The organism is Mesorhizobium sp. M0815 (assembly GCF_040319995.1).
Classification (GTDB): Bacteria; Pseudomonadota; Alphaproteobacteria; order Rhizobiales; family Rhizobiaceae; genus Mesorhizobium.
The window spans coordinates 101,878-115,918 of record NZ_JAMYOU010000004.1 but is presented as its reverse complement, the minus strand read 5'-3'; the positions used below and the strand labels follow the sequence as shown (position 1 = coordinate 115,918).

12 protein-coding genes and 1 pseudogene are annotated in these 14,041 nt (G+C 63.1%); all 13 read left to right on the top strand.

Features of this window, described 5'->3' with window-relative positions; translation table 11 throughout:
* Positions 1-24 precede the first annotated feature (24 nt).
* Entirely contained in the window at positions 25-1,383 is a 1,359-nt protein-coding gene (locus tag NKI01_RS07435) for an LLM class flavin-dependent oxidoreductase (RefSeq protein ID WP_352962472.1), read from the top strand.
* 15 nt (positions 1,384-1,398) lie between these two features.
* Positions 1,399-2,175: a DUF427 domain-containing protein gene (locus NKI01_RS07430; RefSeq protein WP_352962469.1), complete on the top strand. Its 777-nt coding sequence runs from the start codon at positions 1,399-1,401 to the stop codon at positions 2,173-2,175.
* A gap of 33 nt (positions 2,176-2,208) precedes the next feature.
* Positions 2,209-3,842 (top strand): annotated as a pseudogene (locus NKI01_RS07425) (ABC transporter substrate-binding protein).
* Positions 3,843-3,919: 77 nt separating this feature from the next.
* Positions 3,920-4,879 carry an ABC transporter permease gene (locus tag NKI01_RS07415; RefSeq protein ID WP_352754415.1) on the top strand — a complete coding sequence of 320 codons (960 nt, stop codon included), beginning with the start codon at positions 3,920-3,922 and terminating at the stop codon, positions 4,877-4,879.
* Complete coding sequence (locus NKI01_RS07410) at positions 4,876-5,763, top strand: ABC transporter permease (protein ID WP_352754413.1); 888 nt, start codon at positions 4,876-4,878, stop codon at positions 5,761-5,763. Before NKI01_RS07415 ends, NKI01_RS07410 begins: the two co-directional genes overlap by 4 nt.
* Before the next feature lie 199 nt (positions 5,764-5,962).
* A complete protein-coding gene (gene msuE, locus NKI01_RS07405) occupies positions 5,963-6,532 on the top strand; it encodes an FMN reductase (protein WP_352962460.1) in 570 nt (189 codons plus the stop codon).
* 27 nt (positions 6,533-6,559) lie between these two features.
* Positions 6,560-7,660, top strand: a complete 1,101-nt coding sequence (gene sfnG / locus NKI01_RS07400; RefSeq protein WP_352516268.1) for a dimethylsulfone monooxygenase SfnG — start codon at positions 6,560-6,562, stop codon at positions 7,658-7,660.
* A gap of 55 nt (positions 7,661-7,715) precedes the next feature.
* A complete protein-coding gene (locus NKI01_RS07395) occupies positions 7,716-8,621 on the top strand; it encodes an ABC transporter ATP-binding protein (RefSeq protein WP_352962456.1) in 906 nt (301 codons plus the stop codon).
* A complete protein-coding gene (locus tag NKI01_RS07390) occupies positions 8,618-9,514 on the top strand; it encodes a branched-chain amino acid ABC transporter permease (protein ID WP_352919949.1) in 897 nt (298 codons plus the stop codon). The genes NKI01_RS07395 and NKI01_RS07390 overlap by 4 nt, the downstream gene beginning before the upstream one ends.
* Before the next feature lie 3 nt (positions 9,515-9,517).
* Entirely contained in the window at positions 9,518-10,555 is a 1,038-nt protein-coding gene (locus tag NKI01_RS07385; protein ID WP_023722896.1) for a branched-chain amino acid ABC transporter permease, read from the top strand.
* A 49-nt stretch (positions 10,556-10,604) separates the two neighbouring features.
* Positions 10,605-11,936, top strand: a complete 1,332-nt coding sequence (locus NKI01_RS07380) for an ABC transporter substrate-binding protein (protein WP_352962452.1) — start codon at positions 10,605-10,607, stop codon at positions 11,934-11,936.
* A 63-nt stretch (positions 11,937-11,999) separates the two neighbouring features.
* A complete protein-coding gene (locus tag NKI01_RS07375) occupies positions 12,000-12,791 on the top strand; it encodes an ABC transporter ATP-binding protein (protein WP_352920378.1) in 792 nt (263 codons plus the stop codon).
* On the top strand, positions 12,788-14,035 hold the full coding sequence (locus tag NKI01_RS07370) for an SfnB family sulfur acquisition oxidoreductase (RefSeq protein ID WP_352920375.1): 1,248 nt from the start codon (positions 12,788-12,790) through the stop codon (positions 14,033-14,035). Before NKI01_RS07375 ends, NKI01_RS07370 begins: the two co-directional genes overlap by 4 nt.
* Positions 14,036-14,041 lie beyond the last annotated feature (6 nt).

Here is a 14,041-nt window from a genome sequence, read left to right as displayed (position 1 = left end):
GAGCAGATTTTGCAGGAGGCCGGCATGGCTCGAGACCATATGATCCTCAGCGCATTCTTCTTCAATCCGCAGGGCGATCATCGCATGTCGTGGCGCCATCCGCGGGCGCCGGGCCGGGAAGTGCTGGACTTCGACTTCTACCGCGATCTCGTGCAGGCGGCGGAGCGCGCCAGGATCGATACGATCTTCGTCGCCGATCACGTCGCGATCTGGGATTCGGTGCAAAGCGGCGTCGCCCATTACGCCAATGCTCGCCTGGAACCGTTGACGCTGCTGTCGGCCCTTGCCGGGGTGACCAGCCATATCGGCCTGATCACCACGGCATCGAGCTCCTATAGCGAGCCTTACAATCTCGCCCGCATGTTCGCTTCGCTCGACCATATCAGCAAGGGCAGAGCGTCCTGGAATGTGGTGACCTCGGCGATGGACGAGGAAGCCCGCAATTTCGGCCGCGATGGCAATATCGAGCATGCGTTCCGCTACGAGCGTGCCCGCGAATTCCTCGATATCGTCAAGGCGCTGTGGGACAGCTGGGAAGATGAGGCGCTGCTGCTCGACAAGGCGTCCGGCTATTTCGCCGATCCGCACAAGGTCCATGCGATCAATCACAAGGGGCCGCATTTCAAGGTGAGGGGACCGCTCAACGTCTCCCGACCGCCGCAGGGCCATCCGCTGATCGTCCAGGCCGGCTCCTCCGAGGACGGCAAGAATTTCGCCACCGCCCATGCCGATGTGCATTTCGCCATCTACAGCACCAGGGAAGACGGCATCAAATACCGGCAGGACATCAACGAGCGCCTCGCCCGCTATGGCAGGAAGCCGGAGAGCTTCAAGATACTGCCGGGGATCCTGCCGATCGTCGCTGCCTCTGAGGCGGAGGGCCGGGAACGGCAGGAATACCTGCAGACGCTGCTTCCCGATCAGGTCGGCATCGACCTTCTGTCAAGCTGGAGCGGGTTGGATCTCTCAGTCTATCCGCCGGATGGCCCGCTGCCGCCGCTGCCGGACGAGAGCACGTTCAATGGCGGACGGACATCGCTCAACCGGGTCAAGGAATGGTCGAAGCAGAATCTCAGCCTACGCGACATCGCCCGCAAGCTCGCCAACAGCGGTTCGGTCCCGACTGTCGTGGGCACGCCCAAACAGATCGCCGACCAGTTGCAGGACTGGTTCGTTTCAGGCGCCGCCGACGGCTTCAACCTGATGTTCCCGCTGCTGCCCGAGGACTGGGTGAATTTCGCCGAACAGGTGGTGCCCGAGCTACAGCGCCGTGGCGTCTTCCCGACCGAATACGCGCCCGGAACGCTGCGCGACCGCTTCGGCGTGGCGCGGCCCGCCAACCGCTTCGCCGAGCAGCGCGACAATGCGCGCGCCGTGTCCTGACCGGGAGAAACGATCATGACCGTCGCGCCAAGATTGCAGCCTCGCGAAGCCACCGCGCCGCAGTTCGTCAATGTCCTGCACAGTCCCAAGCGTGTGCGCGTCAAATTCGGCGGCCGCACCATCGCCGACAGCCGCAACGTGCTGGTGCTGCGCTCCAACCATTTCCTGCCGATCTATTTCTTCCCGCCGTCAGCGGTAGACCCGTCGGTGCTGAAGCCCTCGCTGCATCGCGAACCGCATCCAGTCGGTGGCGAAACGGCCTATTGGGATATCGACGGCGGCGACAGGCGCAGTGCCAACGCGGCGTGGGCGTTCATCTCGCCGCCGGACGAATCGCTGGCGTCCCTGGCTGGCCGCATCGCCTTCACCTGGAAGGCCGTCGACCAATGGTTCGAGGAGGACGAAGAGGTCTTCGTCCATGCGCGAGACCCTTATGCGCGCATTGATGTGCTGCAAAGCACGAGCCATGTGCAGGTCTGGTTCGACGGCGAGCCGATCGCCGACAGTCACCGCCCGGTGCTTTTGTTCGAGACCCATCTGCCGACGCGTTTCTACCTGCCGGCGGAAGACATCCGGCTGGAGCGGCTGACGGCGTCCGTTACAACGACGCGATGTCCCTACAAGGGCATTGCCTCCTACTGGTCGGGGCTGCTGAGCGACGGAACGGTGCGCCCGGACATCGCCTGGAGCTACCGGGATCCAATCGTCGAAATGCCGAAGATCAAAGGCCTCATCGCCTTCTATCCGCAGGCCGTTGACCGCATCCATCTCGACGGCGAACCCGTCGCATAGGTTTTTAATTTTCATTTCAAAGCAGGGTTTAACATGACCAAACGCAGGGATATCGACGCACTTCGCAGCCTGTCGGGGGACATCTGGAATGTCGCCGTCGACGAATATCAGGGCGGTTTTCTCAAACGCCGCGATCTCCTGAAATACGCAGCGCTGCTCGGCCTGACCGGCTTTTCTGCCTCGCAGGGGCTTGGAGGCGCGCGCGCCGCAGCCGCCGCCGGCGGCACGGTTCGTGTCGGCCTCGGCCAGCCGACCAAGGCGATCGATCCCGTCTCGGTCACGGATCCGGCCAGCATCGGGGTGATCAGCCAGGTGGGCGAATATTTGATCCTCGACGATCCGAAGGACGGGCTCCAGCCGAAGCTCGCCTTGTCCTGGGAGGCCAACGAGACAGCCAGCCGCTGGACCTTCAAATTGCGCCCAGGGGTGAAGTTTCACGATGGCCGCGCCGTCACCGCCAAGGATGTGGTGGCGAGCTTCGAGCGGCTGGTCGATTCCGCCAGCGGCTCGTCGGCGCTCTCAGCCTACAAGGGCATCTTGTCCAAGGGTGGCGCCAAACTGGTCGACGAGCAGACAGTCGCCTTCGAGCTCGACGGTCCCAACAGCAACTTTCCCTTCTATGTCTCCTCCGACGTCTATAATGCCGTCATCCTGCCGGCCGACTATGCCGGCGATTTCGAGAAGACTTTCAACGGCACTGGCCCGTTCAAGCTCGAATCCTTCCGTCCCAAGCAAGGCGCGAGCTTCGTGCGCAATGACGATTACTGGGGCGACAAGGCGCTGCCCGACCGCATCGAGATCAAGTTCTTCGACGACGAGCAGGCGCAGGTGCTGGCGCTGCAGGCCGGCCAGCTCGACGTCATCCCCAGCACGACGCGGTTGGAACTGGCGATCGAGGGCAACCCCAACTTCAAGCTGCTCAGCGTGCAGGCAAGCTCGCATGACCAGGTGCATCTCAGAACCGACCAGGCGCCGTTCACCGACAAGGGCGTCCGCCGCGCGCTGGCGCTGACCCTCGATCGCGAGGCGGTGGTGAGGGGCCTGCTGAAGGGCCGCGCCGTCGTCGGTAACGACACCCCGTTCGCGCCGATCTTCCCCTCGGCTGATCCGTCGGTGCCGCAGCGCAAACAGGACATCGCCGAGGCCAAGCGCCTGCTTGGCGAGGCGGGCGTGCCGAACGGATTTGAGGTCACACTGACCACCGAACGCGCCTATGACATTCCCGACTACGCGGTGTTGATCCAGAACTTCGCCAAGAAGGCCGGCATCGATATCAAGCTCAACGTATTGCCGCAGGACGCCTATTACGGATCGGCCAAATTCGGCAGTTCGCCCTGGCTGGATTCCAATCTCGGCATCACCGATTTCGGCCATCGCGGCACCCCCGACATCTTCCTCAACGCAACGCTCAAGAGTTCGGGAGCCTGGAATGCCGCGCATTTCAACAACCCGGCCTATGACGCGCTGCTGCTCGCAGCAAGGCGCGTGACCTCCAGGCGCAGCGCCTTGCCGCCGGCAAGATCCAGACCTTGCTGCTCGACGAGACGCCGCTGATCATCGGCTACTTCTCGCAATATAGCCGGATCGTCAGCTCGAAGGTTGAGGGCGTCCGCTTCACGGCGATCTCGCATCTGCTGCTCGACCGCGTTTCCTTTGTCCAGGCATGATGCTCGAAAACGGAGATAGAGCCCCATCCCGATTCCATCGGGATGGGACAGGTTTTTGGGCGAAGCGGCAAAACTCGATGGTGAGCGGCCGCATCCTATCAACGCGCGTCGGCACACTGCTGCTCACGCTGTGGCTGGTCAGTATCCTGGTCTTTTTTGCCGGGCAGGTTCTGCCCGGCGATGTCGGCCGCGTTATGCTTGGGCCCTTTGCCGATGCGCAAGCGGTGGCGGAACTGAACAGGCGGCTGGGCGCCGACCAGCCGGTCCTTATCCAATACTGGCGCTGGTTCAGCAAGGCTGTCACTGGTGACTTCGGCACCTCGCTGTCTATGGGCGTGCCGGTCGCGCCGTTCGTGCTGGAAAGCCTCAAACGTTCCGCGGCACTTGCCGGCATCATCCTTGTCTTCCTCGTTCCGCTGGGCGTCGGCGCCGGCGTCGTCGCCGGTCTCAACGCCAGCCGCTTCATCGACCGGCTGATCGTGATGGCGGGCGTTTCCTTCGGCATTGTCCCGGACTTTGTGTCCGGCCTGATGCTGCTCATCGTTTTCGGCCTTTGGCTGAACTGGTTCCCGATCTCAGGCGTTGCGCCGGATGGCGCGGGCTTCTGGACGCAAGGCTATTATCTGATCCTGCCGGCGCTGCCGCTGGTGCTCAATCTTGCCGGCTACATCGCCCGGATGACGCGGGCCGGCGTGATCGAGGCGATTGCCGCCGACTACACACGCACCGCCGTCCTGAAAGGGCTTGAGCGGCGCGAGATCATCCTTCGGCACGTGCTGCGCAATGCGCTGACCCCGACCATCGCGGTGCTGGCGACGCAGACCGGATACATGCTTGGCGGGCTGGTTGTGATCGAAGCGCTGTTCGGCATCCAGGGACTTGGCAATCTGGTTCTGAACGCGGCCAAGGCGCGAGATTTCCCGATGCTTGAAGCGGGGGCGCTGGTGATGGCGGCAATCTTTGTTCTTTCGGCGGCGGCGGGCGACTTCGTGCTGGCCTTGCTCGATCCGCGGCAACGCCGTCGGACCTCGCCATGACGGATCTGACGGAGTTTCCCGCATCACGGCGCGCCGTGGCCGGTTTTCCGGCGGTGCGCAGGATCGGCAGTGCCTTCTCCGGACTGCCCCCATCGGTCGTGATCGGAACGCTGCTGCTACTGTTCTGGGTCGTATGCGCGGTAGCAGGCAATCTTTTCGTTCCGTATAATCCCTATGCCGAGGATTTTCTGGCGATGCTGACGCCGCCCGATGCCTCGCACTGGTTCGGGACCGATCAGCTCGGCCGCGACGTGCTGTCCCGCATTATCGTCGGATCGCGCGATATCCTGCTGGTTGCGCCGCTGGCGACGCTGGTCGGCGTTGGCGCCGGCAGCATTATCGGCCTGGTGCTCGGCTATTTCGATGGCCTCACCGATGCCATCGGCGCGCGGCTGCTCGATACACTGATGGCGTTTCCATTCATCGTTCTCGTCACCATGACGCTGGTGGCGATCGGGCCGTCGAACCTGACCGTCGTCCTGGTGATCGGCATCGCCTATGCGCCGCTGGTGGCGCGCACCGTCCGCGCCGCCGTGCGCGAGCAGAAGCAGCGCGACTATGTCAGCGCCGCCCGGCTTGGCGGCGAAGGCGCGCTCGCCATCATGTTCCTGGAGATATTGCCCAACATCAGGGAGACGATCCTCATCGAGTTCGTCACTCGGCTGGGCTACGCGTTCTTTTCGATCGCGACGCTGAGTTTTCTGGGCCTCGGCATCCAGCCGCCTTCCGCCGATTGGGGGCTAGCCGTCGCCGACGGCTACGGCTTCCTGTCCGGCGGTAAATGGTGGGTCGTCGTTTTCAATTCCGGCGCGATCGTTTCACTGGTCATGGCAACGAACCTAATTGCCCAAGGCTTAGGCGCGTTTGAAAATGGTGATGGATGAATGCGAAGCCGTATTGATGGCCTGAGCTTCGGTCTGCTCGCTATACGGACATTGCTACGTCCATTAGCAGAACGGCATTTTTCTCCGCGAGGACGAAAAATCGGAACGTAGTTCCTTATCTCTATAGATTTTGTCGAATATCGTCTGCCCCGGTTTGGAAATGACCCGATGCGCATGCAGGGTCCGGGAGATTGACGAGTTGGCAAGGCTATCGGTTCTCGGAATATCCGGCGGCGTAAGCACACCATCGCGCACTACCGCGGTGGTCAACGCGCTGGTCAAGGCAGTCGCCTTGCGCGTCCCGGCAGACACCGGCTTGATCGAAATCACCGAGGCGGCGCCTTCGATTTTCGCCGGGTTGTCTCGTGGCGCGCTTGGCGCGTCTGGCGAAGCGATCATCCAGCGTGTCGAGAAGGCCGATCTGCTCGTGGTCGGAACGCCGGTCTACAGGGCGTCCTACACCGGCGCCCTCAAGCACCTGTTCGACCTCGTCGATTATCGTGCACTGACGGGCAAGACCGTGCTTCTCGCGGCGACCGGCGGAAGTCCATACCATGGCCTGGTTCTCGAACATCAGCTCCGGCCATTGTTCGGGTTTTTCGGGGCCGTCACCGTCCCGACCGGCGTCTACGGCGCGCCCGACGATTTCGTCGATGCCAAGATCGTCGGCGCAGCGATTTTCGAGCGCATCTCACGGGCCGCTACCGAAGCGGTCTCCTTGCTTAATTCCAGTGATGCAAACACTGCCGTCGCCACGCGCGTCGGTTGAAGCCAATCAAAAGGGGAAACGAACGAAATGACCTCGAATTCCGACGACGTGAAATTCGCCTACTGGGTCCCGAACGTTTCGGGCGGCCTTGTCATCTCCAACATCGAGCAGCGGACAGGCTGGGACATCGACTATAACCGAAAGCTTGCTCAGATCGCCGAGGCCAACGGCTTCGACTACGCGCTGAGCCAGATACGCTTCACGGCCGGCTATGGCGCCGACAACCAGCACGAATCCGTATCGTTCAGCCACGCCTTGCTTGCGGCGACCACAACGCTGAAAGTCATCGCGGCGATCCTGCCCGGCCCATGGAATCCAGCGCTGGCGGCCAAGCAGATAGCCACCATCAACCACCTGACCAATGGCCGTGTCGCGGTCAATGTCGTGAGCGGCTGGTTCCGCGGTGAGTTCGCCGCCATCGGCGAGCTGTGGCTCGACCATGACGAGCGCTATCGCCGCTCGGAGGAATTCATCCGTGCGCTGCGCGGCATCTGGACCGAGGATAATTTCACGCTAAAGGGCGACTTCTATCGCTTCACCAACTACTCGATGAAGCCGAAGCCGATCGATCCGCAGCCGGAGATCTTCCAAGGCGGCTCATCGCGCGCGGCGCGCGACATGGCTGCGCGGGTTTCCGACTGGTATTTCACCAACGGCAACACGCCGGAAGAGATCAAGAAGCAGGTTGACGACATCAAGACCAAGGCGAAGGCCAATGGCCACAAGGTGAAGATCGGCGTAAACGCCTTTGCCATCGCTCGCGAAACCGAGGCAGAAGCGCGCACCGTGCTCGACGAGATCATCGCCAAGGCCAATCCGGAGGCGGTGCAGGGTTTCGCCGATGAGGTCAAGAATGCCGGCAAGGCCTCGCCGGAAGGCGAAGGCAACTGGGCGAAATCCTCCTTCGAGGATCTTGTCCAATACAATGACGGCTTCCGCAGCAATCTCATCGGCACGCCGGAACAGATTGCCGAACGCATCCTCAAGCTGAAGGATGCCGGCGCGGATCTGATCCTGCTCGGTTTCCTGCATTTCCAGGAAGAGGTGGAGTTCTTCGGCAAGCGCGTCATCCCTCTGGTGCGCGAACTGGAAGCGGCGCGCGACAGGGAGCTCGTCGCCGCGGAATAGGACAGGCACGGCCTTCAGGCCGCCGCCCGCACGCCTTCAAAATTAGGAATGTTTCATGATTGGTGCTTCGCTGGGAGCCGCCGCATACGAGCGCTCGCCCGAAATTTCCGGCATTCTTGCTGGTGCTGATCCCGTCGAGGACACGCGCCCGGCGCGCCTGTCGCCAAAGGCTGATGCGATCCTGGCGCTGGGCGGGATCAGCATTTCCTTTGGTGGCGTCACGGCACTGCGGGATGTCGACCTCGAGGTCAAAAGCCGCGAGATTCGCGCTGTGATCGGTCCCAATGGCGCCGGCAAATCCTCGCTGATCAACATCATCAGCGGCCTCTATCACGCCGATCAGGGCAAGATCGCGATCGATGGCCAGTCCTTCTCCCGGGTGTCGGCAAGCCGTCTGGCACGGCTCGGCGTCGCGCGCACCTTCCAGAACCTGGCACTGTTCGGTGGGCTTTCAGTGCGCGACAACATCGCGTCGGGCCGCGTCCACACCCGGCGCGCCAGCTTCGTCGAACATATCGCTGGTCTACCGCGCGCCCGGCGCGAAGATGCCGCGATCGCTGAAAAGGTCGACCAGACAATCGCCTTCCTGCATCTCGAGGCCGTCGCCGATCGCCTGGTCGCAACGCTGCCCTACGGCCTGCAGAAGCGGGTCGAACTGGCGCGCGCCCTCGTCGCCGAGCCGAAGATCCTGCTGCTCGACGAGCCGATGGCCGGCATGACGGCGACCGAGAAGGCCGAGATGGCCGGTTTCGTGCGCGCAGCGCGCGACCGGCACGACGTCACCATCATCCTCATCGAACACGACATCGGCGTGGTCATGGGACTCTCCGACCGCGTCGCCGTGCTCGACTACGGCCGCAAGATCGCCGACGGGACACCGGCCGAGGTCAGGGCCAATCCGGCGGTGATCCGGGCCTATATCGGCACCCCCGAAGGCGAAGATGGCGAGGGCATCCGATGAGCTACTATGATTTCCTCTTCGTCATCGAGGTGCTGGTCGGTGGCTTGCTCTCAGGCGTCATGTATTCGCTCGTCGCCATCGGTTTCGTGCTGATCTACAAGACATCGGGCGTGCTGAACTTCGCGCAAGGGTCGATGGTGCTGTTCGCCGCACTCACCTTTGTCAGCCTTGTCGAACGCGGCATCCCGTTTGGGCTTTCGCTGCTCATTACCCTCGCAGTCATGGTTGCGCTGGGCTTCACCATCGAGCGAACTGTGCTGAGGCCGCTGGTCAATCGCTCGCCGATGACGCTGTTCATGGCCACGCTTGGCCTGTCTTACATCATTGAAGGCGCTGCCCAGTTGGTGTGGGGCACGCAGGTGCACGGGCTCGATCTCGGCATCGACGACACGCCGTTCGAGGTCGGCGGCATCCTGATCTCGTCGTTCGATCTTCTTGCTGCAGGCATTGCCGCGGCGATGGTCGCCGGCTTGAGCGCATTCTTCTATTGGACCCGGATCGGCCTGGCGTTTCGCGCCGTCGCAGACGACCAGTTCGCCGCGCTTGCCGTCGGGCTGCGGCTGCCCCGGATCTGGGGAACGGTGTGGACGGCCGCGGGGTTCGTGGCACTGGTCGCGGGACTTTTGTGGGGCGCGCGCCTCGGCGTCCAGTTCTCGCTGTCGCTGATCGTGCTGAAGGCGCTGCCGGTGCTGGTGCTTGGCGGCTTCGATTCTATCCTCGGCGCCATCGTCGGCGGCCTCATCATCGGCGCCAGCGAGAAGCTCGCCGAGGTCTACCTCGGACCCTTTGTCGGTGGCGGCATCGAAGGCTGGTTCGCCTATGCGCTGGCGCTGGTCGTCCTGCTGGTGCGCCCCTCCGGCCTGTTTGGCCAGAAGACTGTCGAAAGGGTCTGACCGATGGCCGTGCAAGCGCTCGATGCCGCAAGGCTTCCCATCGACTGGCAGAGGTTAGCTCTGCCCGTCGCCCTGATTGCCGTGGCCTACGGCCTGATCCCCGCCTATGCGTCGAGCTATCTCGTCGAGGCGATCCTGCTGCCGTTCCTTGCGCTCAGCCTGGCGGCGGTCGGCCTCAACCTTTTGACCGGCTATTGCGGCCAGCTTTCGCTGGGCTCCTCCGCCTTCATGGCGGTTGGCGCTTTCGCCGCCTACAATTTCAACCTTCGGGTCGAAGGACTGCCGCTGGCTGCGACCATGATCCTGGCCGGGATTTCGGCCGCCGGCATCGGCGTCGTGTTCGGATTGCCGAGCCTGCGCCTGCGCGGCTTCTATCTCGCCGTCTCGACGCTCGCCGCCCAGTTCTTCGTGCAGTGGGCGCTGACCAAGTTCGGCTGGTTCTCCAACGACAACCCATCCGGAGTGATCTCGGCGCCGCACCTTGCCGTTGCGGGCTTCTCGCTCGACAGGGCGACGGGCCGCTACCTGCTCTCGGTGACCACGGTCATCGTGCTCACGGCGCTCGTCTGGCGCCTGGTCAACAGCGCGACCGGCCGCAATTTCATCGCCGTGCGCGACAACGAAACCGCCGCGCGGGTGATCGGCGTCCCTGTGCTGAAGACCAAGCTGCTCGCGTTCGCCATCTCGTCCTTCATCATCGGCGTCGCCGGGGTGCTGTGGGCCTTCACCTATCTGCGCACGGTCGAGCCGGCCGGCTTCAATCTCGACCGCTCGTTCCAGATCCTGTTCATCATCATCATCGGCGGGCTGGCCTCGATACGCGGCGCCTTTCTGGGAGCGGCGTTCATCGTCATCTTTCCGCTCATCCTGTCGCGGCTTGGCGCCTTCCTGTTTGGCGGACTGTTCGATTCGGGTGTTCTCGACATGAGCCAGCGCATCGTGCTCGGCGCGCTCATCATCATCTTCCTCATCGCGGAACCGAACGGGCTGTCGGCCCTCTTCGACCGCCTGAAACGACGGATCGGCTCAAGGTCCAGCTGAGCGCCGCTCGACATCCTCTCACGGACCACAACCTCAGGAGACGCAATCCATGACCTTCTTCAGTCACCTCAAGAAAGCGGCGATCGCCACGGCCTTCGTCCTCGGCGCGACGGCGGTCCACGCCGACGAGCAGTATTTTCCCCTGCAGAGCTACCGCGTCGGCCCTTATGCCGCCGGCGGCACCGGCTTCTTCGGCGGCTTCATCGACTATCTCAACCTGATCAACATCCGCGACGGCGGCGTCAACGGCGTCAAGCTGACCTGGAGCGAGGGCGAGACGCAGTATGAGGTCGAGAAGGGCGTCGAGGTCTATGAACGATTGAAGAGCAATCCCGGCATCGCCGCCTGGAACCCGCTTTCGGTCGGCATCGCCTATGCCATGATCGACCGCATCACCGATGACAAGGTGCCGCTGATCACCATCAACCACGGCCGCACCGACACCACGGACGGACGCGTGTTCCCTTACGTCTTCCCGCTGCTGCTCAATCCCTACAGCGAGACCTCGGGCATCGTGAACTATATCGCCTCCAAGGAAGGTGGCCTCGACAAGCTCAAGGGCAAGAAGATCGTCGTGCTCTATCACGGCTCGCCCTATGGCAAGGAGACGATTCCGATCTATGAGCTGCTGTCGCAGAAATACGGCTTCGAGCTGTCGCAGATCGAGGTTCCGCATCCAGGCAACGAGCAGCAGGCGCAGTGGCTGACGATCCGTCGCGAGCATCCGGACTATGTGGTGCTGCGCGGCTGGGGCGTGATGAACCCGGTTGCGCTCAAGACCGCGCAGAAGACCGGCTTCCCGGCCGATCAAATCGTCGGCAATGTCTGGTCGAATTCGGAAGAGGATGTGATCCCCGCCGGCGATGCCGCCAAGGGCTATACGGCCATCACCACCCAGGCGTCAGGCGAGCAGTATCCGGTAGTCCAGGAGATCGTCAAAACGGTCTACGGCGCCGGCAAAGGCAATCTCGAGGAAAAGAGCCGTATCGGCTCGGTCTACCACAATCTCGGCATCGTCAACGGCATCCTCAATGTCGAGGCGGTCCGCATCGCGCAGGCCAAGTTCGGCAACCGCACGCTCACCGGCGACGAAGTCCGCTGGGGCTTCGAGCATCTCAAGCTCGATCCGGCACGCGTCGAGGCGCTGGGCGCCAAGGACCTGTTCCACTCCATCAACGTCTCCTGGGACAATCACGAAGGTGACGGCTACGTGACCTTCCAGCAGTGGGACGGCAAGAAGTGGAACGTCGTCTCCGACTGGATTGCGCCCGACTGGAAGCTGCTGCGTCCGATCATCGAGAAGTCGTCCGAGGCCTATGCCAAGGAAAAGGGCATCAAGATCCGCACGGCCGAAGACGCCGAAGCAGTGGTCAGCAACTGAAGTCCAACAACTCGCGGCGGCCCACGGGCCGGCCGCGATTTCCTGCCTATTGCGGAGTCATCGATGTCCAGCCCGGAAAATCCGATCCTGTCGGTCAGTCGCGTGGAGGCCGTCTACAACGGCGCCATCGCCGCCCTGCACGGTGTCGACCTGTCGGTCGGCAAAGGCGAGATCGTCGCACTGCTCGGCTCCAACGGTGCCGGCAAGACGACGCTGCTACGCGCCGTATCCAATCTCCTCCCGGCCGAGCGCGGCACTGTTACCGCTGGCCGGATCACTTTCGACGGCGAGGATGTCTCCAGGGCAAGCCCCTCTCACCTCGTCCGCAAGGGTCTGGTCCAGGTCCTCGAGGGCCGACACTGCTTCCGCTCGCTGACGGTCGAGGAGAACCTTCTGACCGGCGCGCTCGGGCGTTCGTCCTCCCGCACCGGCGTCAAGGCCGACCTCGACCGCGTCTATGCGCTTTTCCCCAGGCTCACCGGGAAGCGGCGAACCCGGTCCGGCCTCACCTCCGGCGGCGAGCAGCAGATGACGGCGATCGGCCGCGGTCTGATGTCGCGGCCGAAACTCTTCGTGCTGGACGAGCCTTCGATGGGGCTGGCGCCGCTGATCGTCGACGAGATTTTCAGCGCTTTGAAGCGGCTCAATCGGGACGAAGATCTTTCGATCCTTGTCGCCGAGCAGAATTCGGCAGTGGCGCTGAAATATGCCGACCGCGCCACCGTGCTCGAAAACGGAAAGAGCGTGCTGGAAGGGTCGGCCGCCGACCTGCGCCAGCGCGACGACATCAAGACCTACTATCTCGGCGGCACGCCGCTTCCATCGCAACATTTTCCCCAGGAGACCGCAGCATGACCATCCAATCGAAGCAGCCGTCCGATATCCGCAGCGCCGTCCCCCCGGTTGAGCGTCCGTCGGCCAGAGCGCATGTCATCAAGACCGACGCCGAGGCGATCGCTGTGGCGGAAAAACTGGCCGCAGACTTCGCCAAGGACGCCTCCAGGCGGGATCGCGAGCGCATCTGGCCGAAGGAAGAGCTCGATGCGTTTTCGCAGAGCGGCCTGTGGTCGATCAACGTGCCGAAGGCCTATGGCGGACCGGAACTCTCCTATGTGACGCTGTCGAAGGTGATCACCATCATCTCGGCGGCCGATCCGTCGCTCGGCCAGATTCCGCAGAACCATCTCGGCGTCGTCGCCGCCATCCGCACCGTCTCTGACGAGGCCCAGAAGCAGTTGCTCTTCGCCGAAGTTCTGTCCGGCACGCGGTTCGGCAACGCGTTCTCGGAATTCGGCTCCAAGCGGGCGGCCGATTTTGAGACCAAATTCGTCGACGCTGGCGACCACGTCGTGGTCAATGGCCAGAAATTTTATTCCAGCGGCGCGCTGCTCGCCCATCTGGTGCCGATCGTGGCGCTCGATGACGAGGGCCGGGCCTGGTATGCCATCGCCGATCGCGGCGCGCCCGGACTGACGGTCATCGACGACTGGTCGAGCTTCGGCCAGAAGACGACGCTGTCCGGCACAGTCCTGCTCGACAATGTGAAAGTGCCGAAGACGCATCTCGTCCCCGGCTACAAGGGCTATGACCGGCCGACGGCCGACGGCGCCATCTTCCAGATCATCCAGGCTGCTGTCGATCTCGGCATCGCCAACGCGGCGATCGACGAAACCGTCAGCTTCGTGCGCACCAAGTCGCGCGCGTGGATCGACAGCGGCGTCGATCATGCCTGGCAGGATCCCTACACGATCCAGGCGGTCGGCGACCTCCGCCTGCGGGCCAATGCGGCCGAGGCGGTTCTGGACAAGGCCGGCCTTGCGGTCGATCGCGCTGTGCTCGACGCCAACGATAAGACCGTCGCGGAAGCGCAGATCGCGGTTGCCGAATCCAAGATCCTCACCACCGAGATCGCCATCAACGCCACCAACAGACTTTTCGAACTCGCGGGCACGCGCTCGACATTGGCCGAGCACAATCTCGACCGGCATTGGCGCAACGCCCGCACCCACACGCTGCACGATCCCGTGCGCTGGAAATACGCGATCCTCGGCAACTACTATCTGAACGAGGTCAATCCGCCGTTCCATGCCTGGAGCTGAGCGAGA

What these genes read in the sequence shown, in the direction of transcription:
- NKI01_RS07390 (WP_352919949.1), top strand. Translation starts at nt 8,618, where the DNA reads ATGAGCTACTATGATTTCCTCTTCGTCATCGAGGTGCTGGTCGGTGGC.
- NKI01_RS07395 (WP_352962456.1), top strand. Translation starts at nt 7,716, where the DNA reads ATGATTGGTGCTTCGCTGGGAGCCGCCGCATACGAGCGCTCGCCCGAA.
- NKI01_RS07380 (WP_352962452.1), top strand. Translation starts at nt 10,605, where the DNA reads ATGACCTTCTTCAGTCACCTCAAGAAAGCGGCGATCGCCACGGCCTTC.
- NKI01_RS07435 (WP_352962472.1), top strand. Translation starts at nt 25, where the DNA reads ATGGCTCGAGACCATATGATCCTCAGCGCATTCTTCTTCAATCCGCAG.
- NKI01_RS07430 (WP_352962469.1), top strand. Translation starts at nt 1,399, where the DNA reads ATGACCGTCGCGCCAAGATTGCAGCCTCGCGAAGCCACCGCGCCGCAG.
- NKI01_RS07370 (WP_352920375.1), top strand. Translation starts at nt 12,788, where the DNA reads ATGACCATCCAATCGAAGCAGCCGTCCGATATCCGCAGCGCCGTCCCC.
- NKI01_RS07410 (WP_352754413.1), top strand. Translation starts at nt 4,876, where the DNA reads ATGACGGATCTGACGGAGTTTCCCGCATCACGGCGCGCCGTGGCCGGT.
- sfnG (WP_352516268.1), top strand. Translation starts at nt 6,560, where the DNA reads ATGACCTCGAATTCCGACGACGTGAAATTCGCCTACTGGGTCCCGAAC.
- NKI01_RS07385 (WP_023722896.1), top strand. Translation starts at nt 9,518, where the DNA reads ATGGCCGTGCAAGCGCTCGATGCCGCAAGGCTTCCCATCGACTGGCAG.
- NKI01_RS07415 (WP_352754415.1), top strand. Translation starts at nt 3,920, where the DNA reads ATGGTGAGCGGCCGCATCCTATCAACGCGCGTCGGCACACTGCTGCTC.
- NKI01_RS07375 (WP_352920378.1), top strand. Translation starts at nt 12,000, where the DNA reads ATGTCCAGCCCGGAAAATCCGATCCTGTCGGTCAGTCGCGTGGAGGCC.